The following is a 23,888-nucleotide window of genomic DNA, read 5'->3' as shown; positions in this document are numbered from 1 at the left end:
TTTCAGGTTTCAGGTTTCACGTTGCAATATAACCTGAAACTTGAAACCTGAAACTTGAAACAAAAAAAAACTATTTCAAAATCCCTTTTTTATAAGTTTCAATGGCACGATCTCTTGCAAACGCATGGTCTACCATTGGTTCGTTGTAGCCTAAATCAAATTCCGGAATCCATTTGCGAATGTAGATTCCTTTCTCGTCAAATTTCTTTTGTTGAATTTCGGGATTGAAAACTCTGAAATAAGGTGCAGCGTCGCAGCCTGTTCCGGCTGCCCACTGCCAGTTACCTACATTGGAAGCCAATTCGAAATCCAATAATTTTTCGGCAAAGTACGCCTCGCCCCATTGCCAGTTGATGAGTAAATGTTTGCATAAAAAGCTGGCTACCACCATGCGAACCCGATTGTGCATATACCCTGTTTCGTTTAGCTGACGCATTCCGGCATCGACCATTGGGTAACCCGTAGTTCCGGAACACCAGCGTTTAAAATCTTCTTCGTTATTACGCCATTGAATGCCGTCGTAAGCCGATTTAAAATTATGGTTCACAACATTTGGGAAGCTAAATAAAATCTGGATGAAGAATTCTCTCCAAATCAGCTCGCTTAAAAAGGTTTGGTTTTTTCGATTGGCCCAATTTACGAGTTTGCGAATACTAACCGTTCCAAAACGTAAATGCGGTGAAAGGTAGGAAGTACTGTCCTCAGCCGGGAAATCGCGTGTTTCTTTGTAATTAGAAATTTGACTTAGATTCGGAGGAAGTACTTTTATAGGGCTTTTTTCAAAACCAATTTGGGCTAATTCCGGAAAAGTAAACTGATTTTTACTGAAGTTTTCATAACCAATTTTGGTATCAAATTCCGGAGCCTGTCCTGAAAGATGGTATTTTTCCAGCCACTTGTTTTTGTAGGGTGTATAAACGGTGTAAGGAAGTCCGTCAGCTTTTGTAATTTCCTTTTCTTCAAAAATCACATGATCTTTGAATGAGGAAGCTGTGATATGGTGTTGTGCTAATAATTGCACAATAGCAGCATCACGTTTGATGGCAAAAGGCTCGTAATCTTTATTAAAAAAAACGTGCTGAATGTCAAATTCAGTTGTAAGTGATTCCCAAACCTTACGTGTAGTTCCTTTTTTAATCAGAATGGAGGAATCAATTGCTTTTAGTTGTTCGTTTATTTTTTGAAGTGACTCAAAAATAAACTGAACGCGTGCATCATTTTTGGGAAGGTTTTCCAGAATTTCATCATCAAAAATAAATAGCGGAATTACCGGAAAATCCGATTGCAGGGCATGGAACAGTCCGGTATTGTCTTCTAAACGTAAATCACGTCGGAACCAGAAAAAAGAAACTTTTTGTTTTGTCATTGTATGATGTTCTGCTAGATTTTTTATCTCAGTTAAAAGATTTATACTGATTTAAGCTTTTGAATTGAATAGTTCTTCGATTTTGTTGTAGCGATAATCAAAAATAGTTTTGAGTTTATTTTTAACAATAAGACTGTTCATGATTCTGCCCAGATACCCTAATGGTAAAGCATAATGCACCACATCAATCATTTTTGTTCCGGTTGCTGTGGGCTCGAAAAAGTGTTTGTGATGCCATAAAGCGTAAGGGCCAAATCGCTGTTCGTCGACAAAATATTGGTTCTCCTTTGAAACCGTGATGATGGTCATCCAGTTAATTTTAATGCCCAAAAGAGGTTTTAAAGTATAGGTGATAATTTGTCCGGGATACATACGTTTGTTGTCAAAATCCTGAATTTCGAAACTCATATTATCCAGCGTTATCGTTTGGAGATTTTTCGGACTTGAAAAAAAATCCCAACATTCTTCAATAGTAGCGTTTACATGCTGTACGGTTTCTATTTTGTATACTTTCATAAAATCAATTTAAATTTTATAATATTTAAAAGGAACAAACAACATTCCGAAACATTCTCCGTCTTCTTTGCCTAAGTGCTTGTGGTGTGTTTTATGTGCTTTTCGCAAGCCAATCAAGTATTTGTTTTTGGTGTTTTTAAACCATTTAAAACGCTGATGAATAAGAACATCGTGAATCAAAAAATAACACACACCATAAAGCGTTACTCCACAGGCAATAAAAAATAAGTAGTTGAATCCGCCCTCAACACCAAAGTAAAAAAGAATAATACTGGGAATGGCAAATAGGACAAAGAAAATATCGTTGCGTTCAAAAGTGTTTTCGTATTTGGGTTGATGGTGATCTGCATGGAAATACCACATCAGCCCATGCATGATGTACTTGTGAGTGAGCCAGGTGACACATTCCATGAATAAAAAAACACCTAAAAAAATTAAAAAAGAAACCATTTTGTATGTCTTGAATTTACGTTTTAGCTTATAAAAGTTAATTTTCGCTGTATTAGAAATTGATTTTAAACTAACTTTAATTTGTAGGTTACAAAAGACTGTGCTAAAAGCCCGGCTTTGGTATAATTAGAAACTCTGATTCTCGAATTTCCAATTTCGTAATAAGGAGTGTTCTTAAGCTTCTGAAGCAGTTTTCGGTAATAAATATAAGCGGTATAAACACCAAATTTAGCGTCGATAGGAAGTTTTACAATACCCTGAAAAGCGATTCTGAAATCTTCTTCGATTTCAGCAATAATGCTGGTTTTAGCTTCTTCGTCAAAAGAATTTAAATCAATTCCCGGAAAGTAATTTCGGTTTAAGACCAAATTATCCTCTTTTAGGTCTCTGAGGAAATTAACCTTTTGAAAGGCCGATCCCAATCGCATGGCTTCATTTTTGAGCTGTTCGTATTTTTGCTCGTTTCCTTTTACAAAACTTTCAGACACATTAGGCCAACTACATCTGCAGAACCGTAAATGTAATCTTCATATTCAGTATGAGTAGGGTAACTTGACTTCACAAGATCGAGCTTCATACTTTTTAAAAAGGCCTGAATCAGATCATCAGTGATGTTGTACTGCTTTACAGTATGCTGAAAAGAGTTCAGAATAGGGTTAAGACTAATGCCTGTTTGTATCGCTTTGTAATATTCTTTCTCGAAATCATTGATGAGATTCTCTTTTTCAAAGTCATGAAAAGAATCGACAATTTCGTCAGCAAAACGTACAAAACCGTAAATGCTGTAAATAGCGTCACGAATATCCGGCGACAACATTTTAACTGCCAATGAAAATGAGGTACTGTAACTCTGAGTAACCAGTTTGCTGCATTTAAAAGAAACAGTGTCGAATAGTGATTTCATTTGTTAAGAACTAAAAGATTTTTGAATTAACTCAGCTGCTAATTTTCCTGAAATTAAAGCAGGTGGAACACCAGGGCCGGGAACCGTTAACTGTCCCGTAAAATATAAATTACGAACTTTTTTACTTTTTAGTTTGGGCCTCAGAAAAGCGGTTTGCAATAGTGTATTGGCCATTCCGTAAGCATTACCTTTATAGGCATTGTAATCGTCGACAAAATCGTTCTTGCAAAATGATCTCTTAAATATAATGCTATTTTTTATTTGTTGATTGGTTAATTGCTCAAATCTGGAGATTATTTTTTCAAAATAGACTTCACGAAGTTGTTCATTGTCTTGTATTCCGGGGGCTAACGGAATAAGAAAAAAACCGCTTTCCATTCCTTCCGGAGCAGCAGTTGAATCTGTTTTAGAAGGGAAATTGGCATAAAACAAGGGCTGTTCGGGCCATTTCGGATCGTCGTAGATGTCGGCTGCGTGTTGGTTAAAATCAACGTCAAAAAACAAAGAGTGGTGTGTGACGTTGGCTATTTTTTTATTGAATCCCACAAAAAAGAGAAGAGAAGAGGGGGCAAAAGTGCGACTTTCCCAGTATTTTTCTGAATAAGCGCGATGTTCAATGTCCAGCAAAGTTTCGGTATGATGATAGTCGGCACCGCTTAAAATAATATCCGCTTCTATTGTTTTTCCATCTATTAAAAGTCCTGTGGCTTTTTTGTCTTTAACAATAATCTTTTCAATAGGAGAGTTGGTTTTAATCGTTACTCCTAATTCAAATGCCAGTTTTTCGATTCCGCGTACCACATCGTACATTCCGGTTTTAGGATGCCAGGTTCCTAAGCCAAAATCGGCATAATTCATAAAATTGTAAAAAGACGGAGTTTTTGTTGGCTTTGCACCTAAAAACAAAACGGGAAACTCCAGTATTTGGATGAGTTTTTGGTTCTTAAACTGCTTTCGGATATCGATGCTAACAGTACTAATAAACTGATTGAGTTTGAAAGCTGTTTCGACTGTTATTAATTCTAGTGCCGAAACTCCGGGACGATAGACTAAATCTTTGATGGCAATGTCATAATTGCTTTTGGCGTGATTGATGAATTTTTGAAGTTTTTCACCACTTCCTGTTTCGATCTCTTCAAAAGTGTTTTTTATTTCTTCTAAATTGTCATAAATGCTGATAAAATCATTCAAACCAAAATACACCCTGTAAGCCGGATTCAGTTTGATGAGTTCGTAATAGTCGGAAGAGTTTTTATTGAAATCCTTAAAAAAACGTTCAAAAACATCGGGCATCCAATACCAGCTTGGTCCCATGTCGAAAGTAAAGCCTTCTTTTTTAAATTGTCTGGCTCTGCCTCCAATAGTTTCGTTTTTCTCATAAATAGTTACCGTATTACCTTGCTGTGCGAGATAACATGAAGCGGCTAGAGAAGAAAAGCCTGAACCTATTATTGCTATAGTTTTTTTCATTTGTTTAACAAATATACAAAAACTTTAAACAAAAATATTACAGCATACTGATTGTTTCGTCCATAGAATCAAAAACGCGTATTCTTTCTGATAAAATTTTCTGATCGATATGTTCGACCATGTTACCCATAAGCCAAATCTCATTGTTCTTTTGGAGCAACTTTTGTCCCATCGATTTGACATATTGGTTGATTACGTTGCGATCCGGTTGAACAGTCATGAAAGATACAAAGGTTATGTTCTCGAAATGTTTGGTTAAATCTTGCAGGTTTTCGATAGGCATGCTTTCGCCCAGATAAATGGTTTTGTATCCTTTTAGTAAAATCTCGTACTGCAAATAAAGTAAGCCTATTTTATGGATTTCATTCAAAGGAAGAGAAAGTACAAAAATTCGATCGGTTTTCGTTGGTTTTAGGATCTGGAGGCTTTCTGTATAAATTAAGATCTTCTGCTTGATCAGATGACTCATAAAATGCTCATTCGCCGGAGTGATGGTTTCAGATTGCCATAGTAAGCCCAATTCTTTTAACAGAGGAAGGAAGTTGTCTTTGAAGACTTCTCTAAATGATTTTTCAGAAATAAGCCAGTCGAAAGTATTGAAGAAGATTTCCTGATCAAAATTCATCATCGCCATCTTGAAGGAAGTGATGGCGTAATTTTGTGAGTTTTTCTTTGAGATGATTTCACGAACTAATTGTGGGATTTTTTCTTCGGGATAGGTTGCTATTTTAGATATTTTATAGCCGTATTCGTGTAATAATGTGATGTTTAAAAGTTTCTGAAGATTCTGCAAATTATAAAGCCTGATATTCGTGTCAGTACGCATGGGCTCTAAGATATTGTATCTTTTTTCCCAGATGCGAATGGTGTGTGCTTTTATCCCGGATAAGTTTTCAAGATCTTTTATGCTGAAAACAGTTTTAATATTGTTTATCATTTTTGGCTGTTTGGTGAACAAAAATAGAATAAAATCTCAAATTACCTTATAACTTGTCTGAAATACACAGGTTACGAGATGTTTACAGATTGATAATGATTTAATTTGTCTAAATGAAGGATCGTTTTAGAGCCATCTTTACTCCTGTTGTACATTGTTTCAAATTTGGCACCATAAATTACTTCATCAAAAGTATAAGAAGTTCTTGCGGCCACGGTATTGCTGTACATATCGTCGAAAGTGGTAATGAAAACCAGTATTTCGCCATGTACTTTTTTAAAATCTTCTTCTGTGAAATTATATAATGGACTGCTTTCTGTGATGGGATGTACCAGTGTCCAGCTTAAAGAAAGAGCATTTATACGTTCCAGTTCAAGGTCTAAGCTGTAGAATTTATTGGTTTTTTGACCATTTTCTTCCAGACTTAATCCCAGGGTCATTCTGGCAGTAGCATCAGTAAAATTGGTGTTTTTAAAAGGAACAAGGCGTACCATGAGTCCTCTCTTATCTTGGTAAGGTGAAATTAATGCATGATCGGCAAACTTTAAAAAAGCGGTTGGTTTACTAAATCTTCCAAAGAACAGACCAGTTGCTATGGCAAAGCTCAGCAATCCAATCAAAGCTTCGGCAGCAGAAAGAGCGCTCGTTAAAAATCCGGTAGGGCTGATATGTCCGTATCCCACAGTGGTAAAAGTCTGCGCGCTAAAAAAGTAAGCCTGCCCGAACTGAATCAATATGCTTTCTGATTGCTTAATTCCGTTAAGATTTTCAATCCCGATAGCATAATAAGCAAGCGCAAAAATAAAATTGATACCGATATAAAACGAAAAAAGGATAAGCATGAATTTCCAGTTGGGCATATCGATCATGGTATGGTACCAGCTAATGCGACGAAGTATATGCATTCCTCTTTTTTCGACATTAGGCGTTCCGTTTTTGTTTACAAAACGGCTTCCATAGCTGTTTGCATTTGATCCGAAACCAGAGTTAATGTCGGGTTGAGCTTTTTTGTTTATTTTCTTGAGAAGCGCCATTGCAGATTGGATTTAACAACAAATGTAAAAATATCTGTGAGATGAGGAAATGGGCTGTAAAGAAAAAGCAATCTGTAAATAGAAATACTACAGATTGCTTTTGTTTTTATTGCGATAAGATTTTACTCTATTTGCAAAAAGTTGATTTGTTTTTGATAGCGCTTTGACTGCCTAATTCTATTGCTTTTGTAAAATCTTTGCAGGCATTTTTCTGATCTCCCATTTTGTTATAAGCCAAGCCTCTTAGGTTGTAAGCGATATAATCTTTTGGATTTAAACCTAGAGATGAGGTGCAGTCCGCAACGGTTTCTTTAAAATTCGTTAACTTGTAGTTTACGTTTGCTCTTCCGGTAAAGGCGTCGGCATTCATGCTGTCTAAGTCGATGGTTTTGCTAAAATCAGCAAGGGCGCCTTTAAGGTCATTGAGTTTTAGTTTTGCAACACCTCGATTTTGATAGGCCTCTACAAATTTTGAATTCATGCTGATGGCTTTTGTATAATCGGCAATCGCTCCTTTTGTATTGCCGGCTTCAGCTTTTTTCAGGGCTTTATCAAAATAGCCGGTTGCAGATTGTGCCCAGGTAGAGCAAGTGATCATAACAAATGATACTAATAGAAATTTTTTCATAAACCAATTTGGGATTAGTTAGTAGGTTAATAATTCAGGAAACGAATTTAATGAAGTTTTGTTTTGTAAGAGAAGTGCTTTTGTCAAATATTTATTATTTTTTTTTGAAGAGAAGGATCGGTATTTTATTCCGGTTTCTTCTTGCTTAAAAAGGGGGTAGTGTTTAATCTCCAGATGGCGCCAATCTGGAAATTTCCAGAAGACAAACCAATGTTGTTTTTGTTATTGTCAGAGAAAGCGGAGAATGTAGAATTATTGAGATAGGACAGACCAAGTGACCATCTTTCTTTGTTATAGCCCAAGGCAATTCTGGGGAAAAATGTGGGATAAATTTCGATTTTTTGTTTTCCGAAATCATTTATTCTTTCGGTGCCAACATTTGCTCCTAGGGTTACTGATCCGCTGGTAAACCATCTTTTGCTAATTGCCCAGGTGTACGCATAGCCCCCGCTAATTCCAAATTGAAAATTGCGCAGTGAATTTTTAGATTTGTGAACAAAAGAGCTATCAGAGCCTATTTTCGAAAAATAAACTCCTCCACCAAGCAGGAAGCTTCCGGCTGATTTTAATTGTCTTTCGTTTTGAACAAAGGCCGCTTTATAGGAGAATTTTTTGTGGTTAAAAACATATTGTCCAAAAGCGCCATATTGCTGGATTTTGAGATCAGGGTATAGTTGTATGTTTTTGTCGGAATCATCGGCCGTATAGAAACCGTGGTATTTTTGAATGAAAAGATCAATTATGAATTTTCTTCCGTAGTTATGAATCTGGAAATCGAGTGCTTTGGTTCTTCCTTTTTCTTTGTCTTTCAGGAAACTTAGTCCGTAACCGTAGCTAAAATCGATTATGGTATTTTTTACAGAAACACCAAAACCTAAGCTCATAGGTGTATTAGGCATGAATCTTTTCATATCGCCTCCTGTTTCCTGTTGCAGCGAAATGAATTTCATCGACAAATAGGTTCTTACGGAAGCTTTATTTTCAAAAGGTTTGATGTAAGTTGTGTCAATCTGTGCAGTGCAGAAATATGGAAAAACAAAAATAAGTAGCAGCGAAAAATAGAATTTCATTAGATTCTCGAAAAGTAGATGATTAAGGTTGTGCTTTGTTTAATTTGTTTTGGCAGTCTTGACAGGTTTATAGTTCAAAGATATTTAAAACATTCTATCTTCTGTTAAATTTTCCGGCTTCAAATCCGGATTTGTTGATTTCAAGGTTGTAATAGGGAGTGACTTTAAAGGATTGTAAATTTTTGGGTTTAATTTACCACAATAGAGTCTGCTGTTTTAAGGTAAGGCTTAGAAATAAAAAAAGGTCAAGTAAATTAATACTTGACCTTTTGTGACCCGACTGGGGCTCGAACCCAGGACCCCATCATTAAAAGTGATGTGCTCTACCGACTGAGCTATCGAGTCATTGCTTTCAAGAAACTTGTATTGTGAATCACAGTTTGTGACCCGACTGGGGCTCGAACCCAGGACCCCATCATTAAAAGTGATGTGCTCTACCAACTGAGCTATCGAGTCATATTCGTTTCTTGAACGCGGGTGCAAATATAAGAAGTTATTTTGGATATATCCAACCTTATTTCAAGTAAAATTTAATAAAGAATTAATATGCTGAAACAGAGGTTGTAAATAAAAAAAGGTAAATTACAATTTGTGTAATTTACCTTTTTTAGTGACCATGGAGGGATTTGAACCCTCACGCCCTTGCGAGCACCACCCCCTCAAGATGGCGAGTCTACCGTTTCTCCACATGGCCGAAAATTAAAAAAGGTCAAGTAAATTAATACTCGACCTTTGTGACCCGACTGGGGCTCGAACCCAGGACCCCATCATTAAAAGTGATGTGCTCTACCGACTGAGCTATCGAGTCAATGCTATCAAGAAACTTATATTGTGAGTCACAATTTGTGACCCGACTGGGGCTCGAACCCAGGACCCCATCATTAAAAGTGATGTGCTCTACCAACTGAGCTATCGAGTCATATTCGTTTCTTGAACGCGGGTGCAAATATAAGAAGTTTTTTTATTATTTCCAAGCTTATTTATTATAAATTTGTCTTTTTTTAAGTAAAATTTACAACGTCTTAGTTTATAAGGTATTATTAAAATGAAAAAAATTATATTGTTAGGATATATGGGGTGCGGGAAGTCAACGATTGCCCAAAATATGTCAAAAATTACAAATATTCCATTTCTGGATTTGGACAAATGTATCGAAGACAGAACCAATTTATCAATAAATGAGATTTTTGAGAAACATGGAGAGATTTATTTTAGAAAATTAGAACATGAAATGTTTGTAGAATTGCTCCAGTCTTCTGAAAAAAGTATAATAGGTTTAGGAGGAGGAACACCCTGTTATGCCAATAACCATGAATTATTAAAAGGTGAAGATGTTGTTTCAATCTATTTAAAGGCTTCTATTGAGACTTTATATGGAAGATTGGTTCATAATAAAAGCAAACGTCCTTTAATTGCTGAAATGAATGAAGAGGAAATGAAAGAATTTATCGCGAAACATTTGTTCGACAGAAGTTTTTATTACAACCAGGCCCAATATAAGGTTACAGTTGATGATAAAACTGTCGAAGAAACGGTTCAGGATATTTTAGCTATTTTAGCTTAAGAAAGCGTAGTTGTCTCCGTTATCATCAAAAACAACCTGTACATGTTCTAATAAAGAAGTAGACAAAGAGATTCCTTTGAAATCGGCTTTTACCGGATACTTCTTGTGATTTCTGTCAACCAATACTGCTGTTTTGAATTTCTTAAGCGGAACATCTAAGAAATGACGAACAGCATATATTAAAGTAGTACCGGAATTTAAAACGTCATCTACTAAAACAAGGCCTTTGTTTTCGTATTCTTCTTTGGTTAATGACGTATGTATAGGTAATTGCGGATTTTGTTTGTCGACTTTAACTTCGCAAAGGGAGATCTTTAGAGTTGAAATACTTCCTAAAGATAAGGCAAGCTTTTGAGCAAAAACAGAACCATTTGAAGCAATTCCTGCAATTACAACTTCGTCTTCATCAACAAAAGTTTCGTATATCTGATAAGCGATACGCTTTATTTTGTGTTCGATTTCCTGATTGGTTAAAATGATATTTTTGCTCATGATTTATTTTTTTGCTAATATAATTAATTTAAATTCCAATATGAAAAATCCAAATTCCAATTTTGATAATGGAATTTTATGATTTTAGCTGTTTGAAATTTTTACGGACGTAAGTTTTGAATTTTGGAATTTGAAAATTGGATTTTAAACATCCTCTTCCTCGTCAAAAATCTCATTTCCATATTCGTCAATATCACGACGGTCTTTTTTAGTGGGTCTTCCTGTACCGCTTTTACGATAATGTTCTTTTGATAGTTTTAGTAATTCCAGATGAGCATATGCTTCAGGCGGAGTTTCGTTTTTTCGATATATATCAACCAGTTTTGCTCCAACACGGCTTTCAGGAATGTCGAGTACAGTTATAATTTGTGTAATCTGATCCTTTCTAAAAGTAATTCTGTCGGTTGGAAAAACCTCTTTGGATGGTTTGGCAACTTGCCCGTTTACAGTGATATGGTTCTTTTTGCAGGCCTCCGTAACCATGTTTCTGGTCTTGTAATATCGTACGCACCAGAGGTATTTATCTATTCTCATAATTTTTCTAAAATCGAAGTTAAAATCTTTACAAAAATAAATCAATATTGTATCTTGCGCACCTAAAAAATTAACAATAATGAATAAATTTAAATATTATTTTATTTTATTGCTTGCAGGTATTTCGTTTGTTTCTTGTAGTAAAAAGGATGATGATGAGGTGGTGGTTACTCCGTTAAGAGATTATGCTACGCAGTATAAAGCTGATAATGATTCTATTGTCAAATATTTAAAGACAAATTATATCATTGTGACAAATAGTCCTGGTAATCCGCAAGATCAGGATGTAGTGATAAAGAAAATAGTTCCCGGCGACGGAAATGTTTCTATTTGGGATCAGAAAACGTATGTTTTAGATACAAGAGACGTATATAGTAATGATGTTACTTATAAAGTCTATTATTTAACCTTGAGAAAAGGAGTTGGTAGTTCTCCAACAAATACAGATAAAATTGTAGCTTCTTATTCTGGTAATTTATTGAATGGGACAGTTTTTGATACTTCCAATAATAATCAGGTAGTTTTTAATTTGTTCCCATATGCAGTTGAAAAGACTGTAATTGAAGGCTGGTCAGAGATTTTTCCGAAGTTTAAAACGGGTACTTCAAGTACGGATAGTAATGGGGTTATTACCTACAGTGGTTTTGGTGCAGGAGTAATGTTTTTGCCTTCAGGACTGGCATATTATGGTGATGTTAAAGATGCTATCCCGGCATATTCTCCAATAGTTTTTAGCTTTAAATTATACGATCTTCAAAGAATGGATAATGAAGTAAGTACTTCAGCAAATGGTGACAGACTTGTAGTTGGAGATGGTATTCCGGATTATTTAGAAGATCTTAATGGCGATGGTTATTTGTATGATTTTGGTATCAATAAAACAAAATATCCAAATCCTCCAGCTGGATTAGCAGATGATACAGATGGTGACGGAATTTCAGACTTCCTTGATCTGGATGATGACGGAGATGGTTTTACGACCCGATTTGAAATTACGAAACCAGCGACTGAGGTAGGGATTGTAAATGGAATTAATTATGGTGCTAGTAAGTATTATCCTTGGGAGCCAACTGTAGATAATCCTCTAACTCCAAATGTTGATGAAACAGAGCCGAGGGGTATTCCTAGAAGACCAACAGGGGCGCTTACTGACCCTAGCAAGCCGGAATCGTATACCAATGCAAGAAAATTTATAGAAGCAGATTATACGGATAAGCCAAGATTAAAGATTCATTTGGATAAAACATATCCTTTTAAGCAGAACTAAATTTTAGCTTGTATAAAAGATAAAACCTCGAAAGTGATTTCGAGGTTTTTTTTTTATGACTTGAAAGACGGTGCTTTTTATCTGTTTAATCAGGGATTTGAAGATTTGTTTTCACGCAGATTCGGCAGATTTTTGCTTAAAAAAGTAAATCAGTTTTAAGATTCATTCTGGATCTCAATGAGGATATATTTGAAATAAAAGCGTGGTACAAAGTGTTGTAAACTCTAATCTCAATAGATACAGAGTCTTTTTTTTGTCTTATACAGATTTAGAAAGAGACATTGCGAGTTTTTAACATTAAAATCTGCTGAATCTGCAAAATCTGCGTGAAGTAAAAAGAAAATTTATAAAGATGGAGGTAAGATGAAATATGTTCTAATTCTCTCTTAAGGAGAGGTTTTAAAATAAAAAACCCCGAAAATTGCTTTTCGGGGTCTTTTTATAAAGTAAGAAAATGAAATAATTATTTTCTTTTGATTACTCTTTCTACAGCTTCAACGATCGCCTGATTGTTTAATTTGTATTTTTCCATTAGCTGCTCCGGAGTTCCAGATTCACCAAAACTGTCGTTAACAGCAACAAATTCTTGCGGTGCAGGATTGTTTAGTGCTAATACTCTTGAAACGCTTTCACCAAGACCTCCAAGGATGTTGTGTTCTTCGGCAGTTACCACACATTTTGTTTTAGCTAATGATTTTAGAATGGCTTCTTCATCAAGAGGTTTAATGGTGTGGATGTTGATTACTTCAGCAGAGATTCCTTTTGCTTCAAGAGCTTCGGCAGCAATAAGTGCCTCCCAAACCAAGTGTCCTGTTGCAACGATCGTTACATCAGTTCCTTCGTTTAATAAAATGGCTTTTCCAATTACGAAAGGCTCATCAGCAGGAGTGAAGTTAGGTACTACCGGACGACCGAAACGTAAGTAAGCCGGTCCGTGGTGATCTGCTAATGCCAAAGTAGCAGCTTTAGTCTGATTGTAGTCGCAAGTATTGATTACAGTCATTCCAGGTAACATTTTCATTAATCCAATATCTTCAAGAATTTGGTGTGTTGCTCCGTCTTCACCTAGTGTTAAACCGGCGTGAGAAGCGCAAATTTTTACGTTTTTATCAGAATAAGCAACTGATTGGCGAATTTGGTCATAAACTCTTCCTGTAGAAAAGTTAGCGAAAGTTCCTGTAAAAGGAATTTTTCCTCCAATAGTTAAACCTGCAGCGATTCCAATCATATTTGCTTCAGCGATTCCGATTTGAAAGAAACGTTCAGGGTGATTTTTTTTGAAATCATCAAATTTTAATGATCCAATTAAATCCGCACATAATGCTACAACATTTTCGTTCTTTTGACCTAGTTCAGTCATTCCCGCTCCAAAACCCGAACGAGTATCTTTACTTCCTGTATTTGTATATTTTTTCATTTTTGTTTTTTTGCTGTACGCAATAGGCTATAGGCAATAGGCATAAAGCTTACTGCTTAAGGCTTAAAGCTGTTTTTAATAGTCTGCTAAAGTTGATGTGTTTTGAGCCAGAGCACTTGCCAACTGATCGTTGTTTGGTGCTTTACCATGCCATGCATGTGTGTGCATCATAAAATCAACTCCGTTACCCATTTCTGTATATAGCAAAATACAAACTGGTTTTCCTTTTCCGGTTCTTGATTTTGCATCGTTTAAACCTGCAATAATAGCTTCGATATTGTTTCCTTCTTTAATTTCAAGAACGTCCCAGTCAAAAGCTTCAAATTTTGCACGAAGACTTCCCATTGCCAAAACTTCGTCAGTTGTTCCGTCAATTTGTTTTCCGTTAACGTCTACAGTTGCAATAAGGTTGTCTACTTTTTTAGCAGAAGCATACATGATCGCTTCCCAGTTTTGACCTTCTTGTAATTCACCATCTCCGTGTAAGCTGTAAATTAAATGATTGTCTTTGTTTAGTTTTTTTGCTTCGGCAGCACCAATAGCTACAGATAAACCTTGTCCTAATGAACCAGAAGCCATGCGAATTCCAGGTAATCCTTCATGAGTTGTTGGATGTCCTTGCAAACGAGAGTTTAGTAATCTGAAAGTGGCAAGTTCTGAAACAGGGAAATAACCGCTACGTGCTAATACGCTATAAAAAACAGGAGAAATATGTCCGTTTGAAAGGAAGAAAAGATCTTCTCCAATTCCGTTCATATCAAAACCTTCTTTGCGTTCCATAATGTTTTGGTAGAGTGTTACCAAAAATTCAGTACAACCTAATGAACCACCTGGGTGACCTGAGTTGACAGCATGTACCATTCGAAGAATGTCTCTTCTTACTTGGATAGTTAAATCGCTTAATTGTTGTGTGTTAGGCTTCATTTTATGTGTAAAAGTTAAACTGGTGCAAAAGTAATTTTTATTTTGCGGGGAGACAAATGATTTTTCGCTTTAGTTTCCTGTAAAAATGAAATAATCACTCTTTTTTGTCTTCCTACAGAGAAAAAAAGGGAATGTTTCGATTTTATAAAGTAAAAAAGAGGTGTCATCATGATTTCAAAGCCCGCTTTGTGTGTCATCCCGTTTTTATGAGATTGCAAAAAGGAGAAATGACGAATTGCCAAATTATCTCATTATCCAATTGATCCAATCTCTCGCCAGGTCACCAGTTGAATGTTGTTTTCTTTCAGCTTTGCACCGCATTCTTCACTGGTAAAAAAGTCAAAGTCAATTTGTCGCCAGGCCGAACCAAAATTCGGATGATTTAGGGTGATGCCCTGCATTTCGAAATCGTCAAAAGCAGGGTGAAGCAAAAATACATTTAATCCCGGGAGGGCATTGTCCAGTGCCTTAGAGTATGATTTTCTTAATTCCCCTTTTTCAAAGTCCGAAAAATATCCAATCAATAAATGATCGGCGAGAAGAGTGTCTTCAAAATGGTATTTTTCGTTAGATAAACTTATGGATTCGACAAATTGTTTGTTAATGAAAACCGGAAGATTGTACTGTTTTCCAAGTTCTTTATAAATTTCTAAAATTTCAGGAGTTACACCGATGCTACACATGTGTGAATCAAGATGGGTAGGCTGTATTCCGAATTGTAAAGCTTTTTCGATCTGAGCAGTAAGTTCTTTCCTGATTTCAGGAAGTTTGGCATTATTTTTAAAATCAGTTCTGTTTTTGTAGAAATGACCATTTTGATCTGTTAAACTTGAAACCTCAGAAAGTGGAAGAACCGGACCAAATTTGTAATTCTCCCACTCGCAGGTTAAGGTGAGGTGAATGCCACAATCGTATTGCGGATTGTCTTTGGCAAAATTAGCCATTTCGAAAAACCATGGACAGGGAACCATTATGCTGTAAGAGTTTACAAAGCCATTTCGCAGTGTTTTTATGGTTGCCTGATTTTCAGAATGCGACAGACCGGCATCATCAGCATGAATAATTAATAGTTTAGTATTTTCAGGATATCCAAGTTTTTGTGCTAGGTTCATTTTTAGTTGTCTTTTTGTATAGAGGAGATTATGCGGATTTTCTATTTTATCAAATTTAGATTTTTTTCATGATAAATTCGCATTAATGGTTTCAAGTTTCAAGTTTCAGGTTTCAAGTTTCAAAGTTTCAAGTTTCAAGTTTCAGGTTTCTGACTGCATTAAAAATAAAGTTGCCTAAATAATCTGACTATCTAAAATTCCAGCGATCCAATAATCTAACAATCCAACATCCAAATTATCTAATTTTCTAATTGCCAAATTATCTAATTAATTTTCTCTGAAATTAGCTTATCTTTGCCGACTGAAAAAAGAAACAGATGAAGTTTGATTTATTACAAAGAGATCCGCAATCTAAAGCAAGAGCGGGAAGTATTACTACAGATCACGGTGTAATTGAAACGCCTATTTTTATGCCTGTCGGGACGGTGGCTTCTGTAAAAGGAGTGCATCAGCGAGAACTTAAAGACGATATCAATCCGGATATTATTCTTGGAAATACCTATCATTTGTATTTACGTCCGCAGACCGAAATTCTGGAGAAAGCAGGTGGATTGCATAAATTTATGAATTGGGATCGTAATATTTTAACGGATTCTGGAGGATATCAGGTGTACTCCCTTTCTAATAACAGAAAAATTAAGGAAGAAGGAGTAAAGTTCAAATCTCATATTGATGGTTCGTACCACTTTTTTTCACCGGAAAGCGTAATGGAAATTCAACGTACTATTGGAGCCGATATTATTATGGCTTTTGATGAATGTACGCCTTACCCATGTGATTACAGATATGCACAGCGTTCGATGCACATGACCCACCGTTGGTTAGATCGTTGTATCAATCATTTGGATAAAGTACCTTATAAATATGGATACGAACAAACATTTTTTCCAATTGTTCAAGGAAGTACTTATAAAGATTTACGTCGTCAGTCGGCAGAATATATTGCAAATGCAGGACAACAAGGAAATGCAATTGGAGGTTTGTCTGTAGGAGAACCTGCAGAAGAAATGTATGCCATGACCGAAGTAGTTTGCGAAATTTTACCTGAGGACAAACCACGTTATTTAATGGGAGTTGGAACTCCGATTAATATCTTAGAAAATATTGCTTTAGGAATTGATATGTTCGATTGTGTTATGCCAACCCGTAATGCCAGAAACGGTATGTTGTTTACAGCAAACGGAACTATTAACATCAAGAATAAAAAGTGGGAAGCTGATTTTTCTCCAATCGATGAAATGGGACATACTTTTGTGGATACAGAATATACAAAAGCTTATTTACGTCACTTATTTGCGGCTAACGAATATTTAGGAAAACAAATTGCGACTATTCACAATCTTGGTTTTTACATGTGGTTGGTTCGTGAAGCCAGAAAACATATCTTAGCAGGCGATTTCAGACCATGGAAAGAAATGATGGTTAAAAATATGAGTCAGAGACTTTAAAATAAGTTGATTTGTTTAATCGTTTATTCGGTTAAACGGTTAAACAAATAATCGATTAAACTTTACTATGTTAACGATAATAGATAAGTATATTTTAAAAAGATATTTAGCCACTTTCTCGGTGATGATTTTATTATTTATTCCAATTGGAATTGTAATCGACGTTTCTGAAAAGGTGAATAAGATGTTGGAAAATAAAATTCCGTTTACCGCAATTGCGATCTATTATTACAATTTCACGGTTTATTTTGCGAATTCCTTATTTCCGATCTTTTTGTTTTTATCTGTAATTTGGTTTACCTCAAAATTGGCTAATAATACAGAAATTATTGCCGTTTTAAGTTCCGGAATTTCATTTTCCCGTTTTTTAAGACCTTATATTATTGGGGCTTCGATCGTTTCGGTTTTTGTACTTTTAATGGGGTTTTTTATTGTTCCCGCGGCCAGTGAAGGTTTTAATAATTTTAGGTATACGTACCTGAAAGGAAACGGAAAACAGTTAATGCGGGGCGAGAATACCAATGTTTACCGTCAGATTAATGACAACGATTTTATTTTTGTCAATAGTTTTAATGAAGAGTCTAAAACGGCTTTTAATTTTACATTAGAACATTTCGAAAATGAAAAGCTGACCTATAAAATTACTGCCAGCCGTATCAAATGGGATCCCAAATCTAAGACTTATGCTTTGTATGATTACACCAAAAGAACTCTTGGAGAATTAAACGATCAGATCGAAAAAAGTCCCGAGAAAAGAGTTGCTTTCAAATTTGAACTAGCCGATTTAACTCCTGTAGTTTATATTGCAGAGACCCTGCCGCTTGGAAAACTGATCGATTTTATTGAAAAAGAACGCAAAAGAGGCTCAGGAAATATTGATATGTATTTGGTTGTGCTTTACAAAAAATACAGTGTACCCGTTTCAGCTTTTATCCTGACTATTATCGCTGTGGCCGTTTCGTCGATGAAACGCCGTGGAGGTATGGGGACTAATTTAGCGATCGGAATTGCAATTGCCTTTTCATTTGTGTTCTTTGATAAAATATTCGGAACACTTGCCGAAAAATCTGCTTTCTCACCTTTATTTGCTGTCTGGCTCCCGAATATTGTTTTCGGAATCCTGGCGGTTTACCTATTACGTAATGCGAAACGATAATTTAAAAAGTTATTTAAATCTTCATTTAATTGTTTTTATTTGGGGTTTTACGGCCATTCTGGGCGCTTTGATAACCATTGATGCCGAAAATTTGGTCTGGTTCAGAATGCTTCTTGCAGGAGTTTTTCTGGCGGCATTTATTGTGTACAAAAAACAATCGTTTGTAATCTCAGCCACTTCCTTTGCGAAACTGATTTTTGTGGGATTACTGATTGCGCTTCACTGGATTTTCTTTTTTAGAGCGATACACGTTTCCAATGTTTCTATAACACTTTCGATATTCTCACTCGGTGCATTTTTTGCGTCGTTACTGGAACCTCTTTTTTACGGAAGAAAGATCTTATTCTACGAAGTTTTCTTCGGATTGATTATTATTGCTGGTTTAGCATTGATTATGCAGGTCGAAGTAAAGTATCTGCATGGAATGTATTATGCATTAGCAGCTATTATTCTGGGGGTTTTATTCACTTTAATGAATGGGAAATTAATAACAGAACACGATCCTTCGGTAATTACTTTTTATGAGTTTGCTGCCGGAGTATTCTTTATTTCAATTTATTTTTTAGTACAAGGAAAATTTACTGCCGATTTTTTTACAATGTCACTAAACAACTGGGCTTTATTGCTTCTTTTGGCTTCGGTTTGTACCGCTTATGCCTTTACTGCTTCAGTGAAAGTGATGCAGAAATTAACGCCTTATACCGTAATGTTAACGACTAATTTAGAGCCTGTTTACGGAATTATGCTGGCTTATTTTATTCTTGGAGGAAAAGAAAAAATGAGTACAGAATTTTATATTGGCGCCCTGATAATTGTAATTACCGTTATTTTAAACGGTGTTTTGAAACATTATAAAAACAAGAAACAAGTGTAATAATTTCCTTATTTTTAAATTACATTTTTATATTTTAAATACGATTTAATTCAACCAATGATATAATATTTTTATATTTGCGGTTCGATTTACAAACAAAATTCAAAAATCCATGGAATATTTAGATTTTGAGCTTCCAATTAAAGAACTTGAAGAACAGTTAGAAAAGTGTGTCATAATTGGAAAAGAATCTGATGTTGATGTAACACCAACCTGCAAGGAAATCAACAAAAAATTAGAGCAAACTAAGAAAGAAATATACAAAAACCTTACAGCCTGGCAACGTGTTCAGCTGTCAAGACATCCAAATAGACCTTATACTTTAGATTATATCAAAGCACTTTGCGGAGATACATTTTTAGAGCTTCACGGAGACAGAAGCTTTAAAGATGATAAAGCGATGGTGGGTGGATTAGGAAAAATAAACGGACAGTCGTTTATGATCGTAGGTCAGCAAAAAGGTTTTAATACCAAAACTCGTCAGTACCGTAATTTTGGTATGGCAAACCCTGAAGGATATCGTAAAGCTTTGCGTTTGATGAAAATGGCAGAGAAGTTCGGAATCCCGGTTTTAACTTTAGTAGACACTCCGGGTGCATATCCAGGACTTGAAGCTGAAGAAAGAGGACAGGGAGAGGCAATCGCCAGAAACATTTTCGAAATGGTTCGTTTGCAAGTGCCTATCATTACAATTATTGTGGGTGAAGGAGCTTCAGGAGGAGCATTAGGAATTGGTGTAGGAGATAAAGTGTATATGTTAGAGAATACTTGGTATTCTGTAATTTCTCCGGAATCTTGTTCGTCAATTTTATGGAAAAGCTGGGAGTACAAAGAACGTGCTGCCGACGCTTTAAAATTGACTTCATCTGATATGAAAAAACAAAAATTAGTTGATGATGTGATTCCTGAACCATTAGGAGGAGCACACTACGATCGCGAAACAACTTTTAAAACAGTAGCGGAGTACATCACTAAAGGATATAATGAATTGAAAGACTTATCAACACATGATCTGATTGCCCAAAGAATGGACAAGTACAGTAAGATGGGGGAGTATAAAGAGTAAATTCTTACAAAACGAATTAAAATCCGAAGCCTTACAGTTTCGGATTTTTTTTTGGTTATGAACAAAAAAACATATTTATAAACAATTAATAGTTATAACTCAATAGCAATTTTTTTTTAAATTTTGTTACTTTCGCTATATGGAAAATTTCAAGAATGTAAATCCTGTAAAGGTAGATAAAACCACAATTATTAATTTAGAAAAAGGAAAACTTCCGCCGCAAGTGCTTGAATTGGAGGAGGCTGTTCTTGGGGCGATGATGATTGATAAAAAGGGGGTTGATGATGTAATTGATATTTTGCAGGCTGATGCTTTTTATAAAGATGCACATAAATTTATTTTTGAAGCGATCGTTCAGCTTTTTACCGAAACACAGCCAATCGATTTGCTGACAGTTTCGGCACAATTGAAGAAGAATGGAAAATTGGAGTTAGCCGGAGGAGATTTTTATTTAATTCAGCTTACTCAAAAAATTGCTTCTTCTGCGCATATCGAATTCCACTCTCGTATTATTCTTCAAAAATTCATTCAAAGAAGTTTAATTCGAATTTCGTCCGAAATTATCGAAGCCTCTTACGATGAAACGGCAGACGTGTTTGATTTGCTGGATCAGGCCGAATCTAAACTGTATGAAGTAACACAAGGAAATATCAAACGTAGTTCTGAAACTGCTCAGAGTTTAGTACTTCAGGCTAAAAAGAAGATTGAAGAGATTGCGAAAAAGGAAGGATTGAGTGGTGTAGAAACCGGTTTTCATAATCTGGATAAACTGACTTCGGGATGGCAGCCTAGTGATTTAATTATTATCGCGGCGAGACCTGCGATGGGAAAAACGGCCTTCGTACTTTCAATGGCGAGAAATATAGCCATTCAATATGGGCATGGGGTGGCCTTATTCTCTCTGGAGATGGCATCCGTTCAGTTGATTACAAGGTTAATTTCGTCAGAAACAGGATTGTCATCGGAAAAACTTCGTACCGGTAAATTAGAACCCCACGAATGGGAAATGTTGAGTACCAAGGTAAAAGATCTGGAAAAAGCACCTTTGTTTATTGATGATACACCTTCGCTTTCTATTTTTGACTTGAGAGCAAAATGCCGTCGTCTGGCTTCACAGCACGGAATTAAAATTATTATTATTGATTATTTGCAGCTGATGACTGCCGGAGGAAATAATAAAGGAGGAGGAAATCGTGAACAGGAGATTTCTACCATTTCCCGAAACTTAAAAGCCCTTGCAAAAGAGCTAAACGTTCCGGTAATTGCACTTTCGCAGCTATCGCGTGCGGTTGAAACGCGTGGATCCAGTAAACGTCCGTTGCTTTCGGATCTTCGTGAATCTGGAGCTATTGAGCAGGATGCCGATATCGTTTCGTTTCTATACCGACCGGAATACTACAAAATTGAAGAGTGGGATGACGATGAAGCATCACCAACTGCAGGTCAGGCAGAGATTATGATCGCCAAACACCGTAACGGGGGTATCGAAAACATTCGATTGAAATTCTTAGGACATCTTGGAAAGTTTGATAATCTGGATGATTTTTCAGGTAGTTATGACGATTTGCCGTCAAAAATGAATCATGACGATAATTCTTTCATCACTAAAAGTCTGCCTTCAGCTAATGAAGCTTTCGGAAGTAATTTAAATGACGACGACGACGACAACGATGTTCCGTTTTAATAAAACAATTTAGCCTCATTTTGAGGCTTTTTTTATGCTTTTATATTAATACTTTTCCTAGAAAATTCTGTAGTTTAGCTAAACAATTGCGTAAAGCGATTAATGAATTAAATTTTAACCCAAAAACAAATTTAAATTATGTCAGAAGAAAAAAAATTAGGATCAGTTGAAGTCAGTTTGGCTGTTGGTCAGGAATGGGCTCGGAAATTTCGAAAGTCTCAGGAAGGTAAAGGAAAAGTAGATGCTTATTTAATTCCGTTAGAAAGTATCAAGCTGGTGTTAGATCAGGATATTGATGCCGTACGTGCTTATGTAGGGATTAATAACGCCGGAGAGCAAAACTTAATGCTTGTGGGTACAAAACTAGATCCAAAAACAGGTGTTTATGTAGATGTTTTCAAAAAACAGCTAGCCGCAGCCGGAGCAAGAACTGCCGGAGATGGTGAAGATGTACTTTACGATGCTTCTCGTCCTTGTCCTCCATACACTGACCCGGATAGTCCAATGAATCAATAATTGATGGATAATTTTCTAATATATTCAGGTTATTTGGTGCTCTTACTTAACCTGATTTTATATACATATAGCTTTTTCCTACGGGAAAAAGCTAATGTTTTTTTTACAGTTTATGTCGTGTTTTTATGTGTTATTCAATTCACGATGGAGCTGTTATACCGTTTTCAGATTGAAAATTTATTTTTTGTAAACACCTATTTTATTGGTCAAATGGTTTTATTAGGACTGTTTTACAAATCAATTTTAGGACTAAAAAGACAAAAAGCATTTGTAAACTGGAGTCTGACTTTAATGTTGTTCGTTTTGGCCGTCCAGTGTTTGATTAATACAGAACAATTTTTTAAATTTAATTTGTTTGCCATTACGGCGACTTCTTTACTAAGCGTTGTATATGCTTTATTGCATTTTTATAATATGCTGACCGATGACAGGAAGTACTATTATTTTACAGTGGGATTGTCTTCTTATTTGTTAGTCAGTACGGTCCTTTTTTTAGTGGGTAATCTTACCCTCGGATTAAGCGATGATTTAAAATATTTTACATGGAGACTAAATGCTTTTTTCGTACTGTTGTATTATCTATTTATTTTGTACGAATGGAAAGTAAGTTTTAATCCAAAAAATAAAATTAATAATCAGATATGATATGAGTGGAAGCCCGGTTTACGAAAAAGAGATAGTTGCCATCATCTTGTACACGTCATGTTTTTTTATGGTTGTGGCATTTTTCTTAGTAGCCTTCTTTTATTTTTCGAGAAAGAAAATTATTCAGAAGGAAGTAGAGAAAAGAGATTTGGAAATTCAGTATCGAAAGGAACAATTGCATGCAGTTATTGTTACGCAGGAAGAAGAGCGAAAAAGAATTGCTCAGGATTTACATGATGACATCAGTTCTAAGCTCAATATAGTTTCATTAAATTCACATTTACTATCCTCCCCAAATTTAACGGAGGGCGAGACAAATGAAATTACGGATACAATTATAAGTCTAACGGCTAAAGCATTAGAGAATTCCAGGAAAATTGCCCATAATTTATTACCCCCGGTTTTTGAAAAGTTTGGTCTGAATGCCGGAGTTCGGGAACTTTGTGACGAATTTGAAAGTTCTAAAGCGGTAAAAGTGCATTATCATAATGGAATTGATTTTGACTCGAATCATAATGACCGACATTTGCATATTTTTCGAATCCTGCAGGAATTAATGAACAATTCTTTGCGCCATGGAAAAGCGACCGAAATTTGGATCGATTTTAAAGTAGAAAATGAGATTCAGACTTGTTATTATAAAGATAATGGAATTGGTTTTGACAGCGAAAATACCGAAAATCAGAAAGGATTGGGTATGAAAAATATGGATAGCCGTATTTCGTTTTTGAAAGGAACAATCGAAATTCATTCGGAAATTGGTAAAGGGATTAGCGTAGTTTTTACTTTTTAGGTTAAAAAAGGACAATAAAAT

Annotated in this window: 23 protein-coding genes, 5 tRNA genes and 1 pseudogene; 10 read left to right on the top strand and 19 right to left on the bottom strand. The window is 35.7% G+C overall.

The genetic code is table 11. The annotated features are described in order from the left end of the window. Positions 1-70: 70 nt before the first annotated feature. The 14 genes and pseudogenes from M4I44_RS00335 to M4I44_RS00270 all read right to left on the bottom strand — a co-directional run bounded on the left by M4I44_RS00335 (position 71) and on the right by M4I44_RS00270 (position 9,294). Positions 71-1,366, bottom strand: a complete 1,296-nt coding sequence (locus tag M4I44_RS00335) for a deoxyribodipyrimidine photo-lyase (protein WP_249966205.1) — start codon at positions 1,364-1,366, stop codon at positions 71-73. A 51-nt stretch (positions 1,367-1,417) separates the two neighbouring features. After that, positions 1,418-1,882 carry an SRPBCC family protein gene (locus M4I44_RS00330; RefSeq protein WP_017498461.1) on the bottom strand — a complete coding sequence of 155 codons (465 nt, stop codon included), beginning with the start codon at positions 1,880-1,882 and terminating at the stop codon, positions 1,418-1,420. A gap of 9 nt (positions 1,883-1,891) precedes the next feature. Next, positions 1,892-2,332 carry a sterol desaturase family protein gene (locus tag M4I44_RS00325; RefSeq protein ID WP_249966204.1) on the bottom strand — a complete coding sequence of 147 codons (441 nt, stop codon included), beginning with the start codon at positions 2,330-2,332 and terminating at the stop codon, positions 1,892-1,894. 65 nt (positions 2,333-2,397) lie between these two features. Beyond that, positions 2,398-3,236: pseudogene (locus M4I44_RS00320) on the bottom strand (phytoene/squalene synthase family protein). A 3-nt stretch (positions 3,237-3,239) separates the two neighbouring features. Further along, positions 3,240-4,706: an NAD(P)/FAD-dependent oxidoreductase gene (locus tag M4I44_RS00315; protein ID WP_249966202.1), complete on the bottom strand. Its 1,467-nt coding sequence runs from the start codon at positions 4,704-4,706 to the stop codon at positions 3,240-3,242. 37 nt (positions 4,707-4,743) lie between these two features. Then, entirely contained in the window at positions 4,744-5,643 is a 900-nt protein-coding gene (locus M4I44_RS00310) for a MerR family transcriptional regulator (RefSeq protein WP_017498457.1), read from the bottom strand. Between the two features lie 71 nt (positions 5,644-5,714). Then, entirely contained in the window at positions 5,715-6,677 is a 963-nt protein-coding gene (locus M4I44_RS00305; protein ID WP_249966201.1) for an ion channel, read from the bottom strand. Between the two features lie 127 nt (positions 6,678-6,804). Then, a complete protein-coding gene (locus M4I44_RS00300) occupies positions 6,805-7,305 on the bottom strand; it encodes a tetratricopeptide repeat protein (protein ID WP_249966200.1) in 501 nt (166 codons plus the stop codon). Between the two features lie 125 nt (positions 7,306-7,430). Next, positions 7,431-8,375 (bottom strand): DUF4421 family protein, encoded by a 945-nt coding sequence (locus M4I44_RS00295; protein ID WP_256472435.1) that lies wholly within the window; start codon positions 8,373-8,375, stop codon positions 7,431-7,433. Positions 8,376-8,647: 272 nt separating this feature from the next. Beyond that, a tRNA-Lys gene (locus tag M4I44_RS00290) sits at positions 8,648-8,720 on the bottom strand. 38 nt (positions 8,721-8,758) lie between these two features. Then, positions 8,759-8,831: transfer RNA gene (locus M4I44_RS00285), tRNA-Lys, on the bottom strand. A 155-nt stretch (positions 8,832-8,986) separates the two neighbouring features. Beyond that, a tRNA-Leu gene (locus M4I44_RS00280) sits at positions 8,987-9,069 on the bottom strand. Positions 9,070-9,110: 41 nt separating this feature from the next. Continuing rightward, positions 9,111-9,183 (bottom strand) — tRNA-Lys (locus M4I44_RS00275). A gap of 38 nt (positions 9,184-9,221) precedes the next feature. Then, positions 9,222-9,294, bottom strand: a tRNA-Lys gene (locus M4I44_RS00270). Between the two features lie 126 nt (positions 9,295-9,420). On the opposite strand from M4I44_RS00270, the gene M4I44_RS00265 reads away from it, so the two are divergent. Beyond that, positions 9,421-9,939, top strand: coding sequence for a shikimate kinase (locus tag M4I44_RS00265; RefSeq protein WP_017498453.1), 519 nt, complete (start codon positions 9,421-9,423; stop codon positions 9,937-9,939). Here M4I44_RS00265 and M4I44_RS00260 read toward each other — a convergent pair. Next, positions 9,931-10,431, bottom strand: coding sequence for a phosphoribosyltransferase domain-containing protein (locus tag M4I44_RS00260; RefSeq protein WP_017498452.1), 501 nt, complete (start codon positions 10,429-10,431; stop codon positions 9,931-9,933). The two genes, M4I44_RS00265 and M4I44_RS00260, sit on opposite strands and share 9 nt — an antisense overlap. Before the next feature lie 144 nt (positions 10,432-10,575). Further along, on the bottom strand, positions 10,576-10,965 hold the full coding sequence (locus M4I44_RS00255) for an RNA-binding S4 domain-containing protein (RefSeq protein WP_017498451.1): 390 nt from the start codon (positions 10,963-10,965) through the stop codon (positions 10,576-10,578). Between the two features lie 79 nt (positions 10,966-11,044). Between M4I44_RS00255 and M4I44_RS00250 the strand changes: the two genes are divergently transcribed. Beyond that, on the top strand, positions 11,045-12,232 hold the full coding sequence (locus M4I44_RS00250; RefSeq protein WP_249966197.1) for an FKBP-type peptidyl-prolyl cis-trans isomerase: 1,188 nt from the start codon (positions 11,045-11,047) through the stop codon (positions 12,230-12,232). A 463-nt stretch (positions 12,233-12,695) separates the two neighbouring features. Here the strand turns inward: M4I44_RS00250 and M4I44_RS00245 are convergent, their stop codons facing one another. From M4I44_RS00245 to M4I44_RS00235, 3 genes are all read right to left on the bottom strand, one after another. Further along, positions 12,696-13,649 (bottom strand): transketolase family protein, encoded by a 954-nt coding sequence (locus M4I44_RS00245; RefSeq protein WP_017498449.1) that lies wholly within the window; start codon positions 13,647-13,649, stop codon positions 12,696-12,698. A 75-nt stretch (positions 13,650-13,724) separates the two neighbouring features. Further along, entirely contained in the window at positions 13,725-14,573 is an 849-nt protein-coding gene (locus tag M4I44_RS00240) for a transketolase (protein WP_017498448.1), read from the bottom strand. 251 nt (positions 14,574-14,824) lie between these two features. Next, entirely contained in the window at positions 14,825-15,685 is an 861-nt protein-coding gene (locus tag M4I44_RS00235; protein WP_249966196.1) for a polysaccharide deacetylase family protein, read from the bottom strand. A 317-nt stretch (positions 15,686-16,002) separates the two neighbouring features. Here M4I44_RS00235 and tgt point away from each other — a divergent pair, with 317 nt between their 5' ends. The 8 genes from tgt (at position 16,003) to M4I44_RS00195 (ending at position 23,867) form a co-directional block, all read left to right on the top strand. Then, positions 16,003-17,133: a tRNA guanosine(34) transglycosylase Tgt gene (tgt, locus tag M4I44_RS00230; RefSeq protein ID WP_017498446.1), complete on the top strand. Its 1,131-nt coding sequence runs from the start codon at positions 16,003-16,005 to the stop codon at positions 17,131-17,133. 67 nt (positions 17,134-17,200) lie between these two features. Continuing rightward, positions 17,201-18,289, top strand: a complete 1,089-nt coding sequence (locus M4I44_RS00225) for an LptF/LptG family permease (RefSeq protein WP_026110191.1) — start codon at positions 17,201-17,203, stop codon at positions 18,287-18,289. After that, entirely contained in the window at positions 18,276-19,163 is an 888-nt protein-coding gene (locus M4I44_RS00220; RefSeq protein ID WP_017498444.1) for a DMT family transporter, read from the top strand. Before M4I44_RS00225 ends, M4I44_RS00220 begins: the two co-directional genes overlap by 14 nt. Positions 19,164-19,275: 112 nt before the next feature. Then, positions 19,276-20,229, top strand: a complete 954-nt coding sequence (locus M4I44_RS00215; protein ID WP_017498443.1) for an acetyl-CoA carboxylase carboxyltransferase subunit alpha — start codon at positions 19,276-19,278, stop codon at positions 20,227-20,229. Between the two features lie 139 nt (positions 20,230-20,368). Then, positions 20,369-21,913: a replicative DNA helicase gene (gene dnaB, locus M4I44_RS00210; RefSeq protein WP_017498442.1), complete on the top strand. Its 1,545-nt coding sequence runs from the start codon at positions 20,369-20,371 to the stop codon at positions 21,911-21,913. Between the two features lie 138 nt (positions 21,914-22,051). Beyond that, entirely contained in the window at positions 22,052-22,429 is a 378-nt protein-coding gene (locus M4I44_RS00205; RefSeq protein WP_017498441.1) for a hypothetical protein, read from the top strand. 144 nt (positions 22,430-22,573) lie between these two features. Further along, the gene (locus M4I44_RS00200) at positions 22,574-23,074 is read left to right on the top strand and encodes a hypothetical protein (RefSeq protein WP_017498440.1); all 501 of its coding nucleotides are present in this window, start codon (positions 22,574-22,576) and stop codon (positions 23,072-23,074) included. Between the two features lies 1 nt (position 23,075). Further along, positions 23,076-23,867, top strand: coding sequence for a sensor histidine kinase (locus M4I44_RS00195; protein WP_249966195.1), 792 nt, complete (start codon positions 23,076-23,078; stop codon positions 23,865-23,867). Positions 23,868-23,888: the final 21 nt, after the last annotated feature.

The organism is Flavobacterium sp. B183 (assembly GCF_023539155.1).
GTDB lineage: Bacteria > Bacteroidota > Bacteroidia > Flavobacteriales > Flavobacteriaceae > Flavobacterium > Flavobacterium tructae.
The sequence above is the reverse complement of the archived record's forward strand: the minus strand, read 5'-3'. Positions and strand labels throughout refer to the sequence as shown.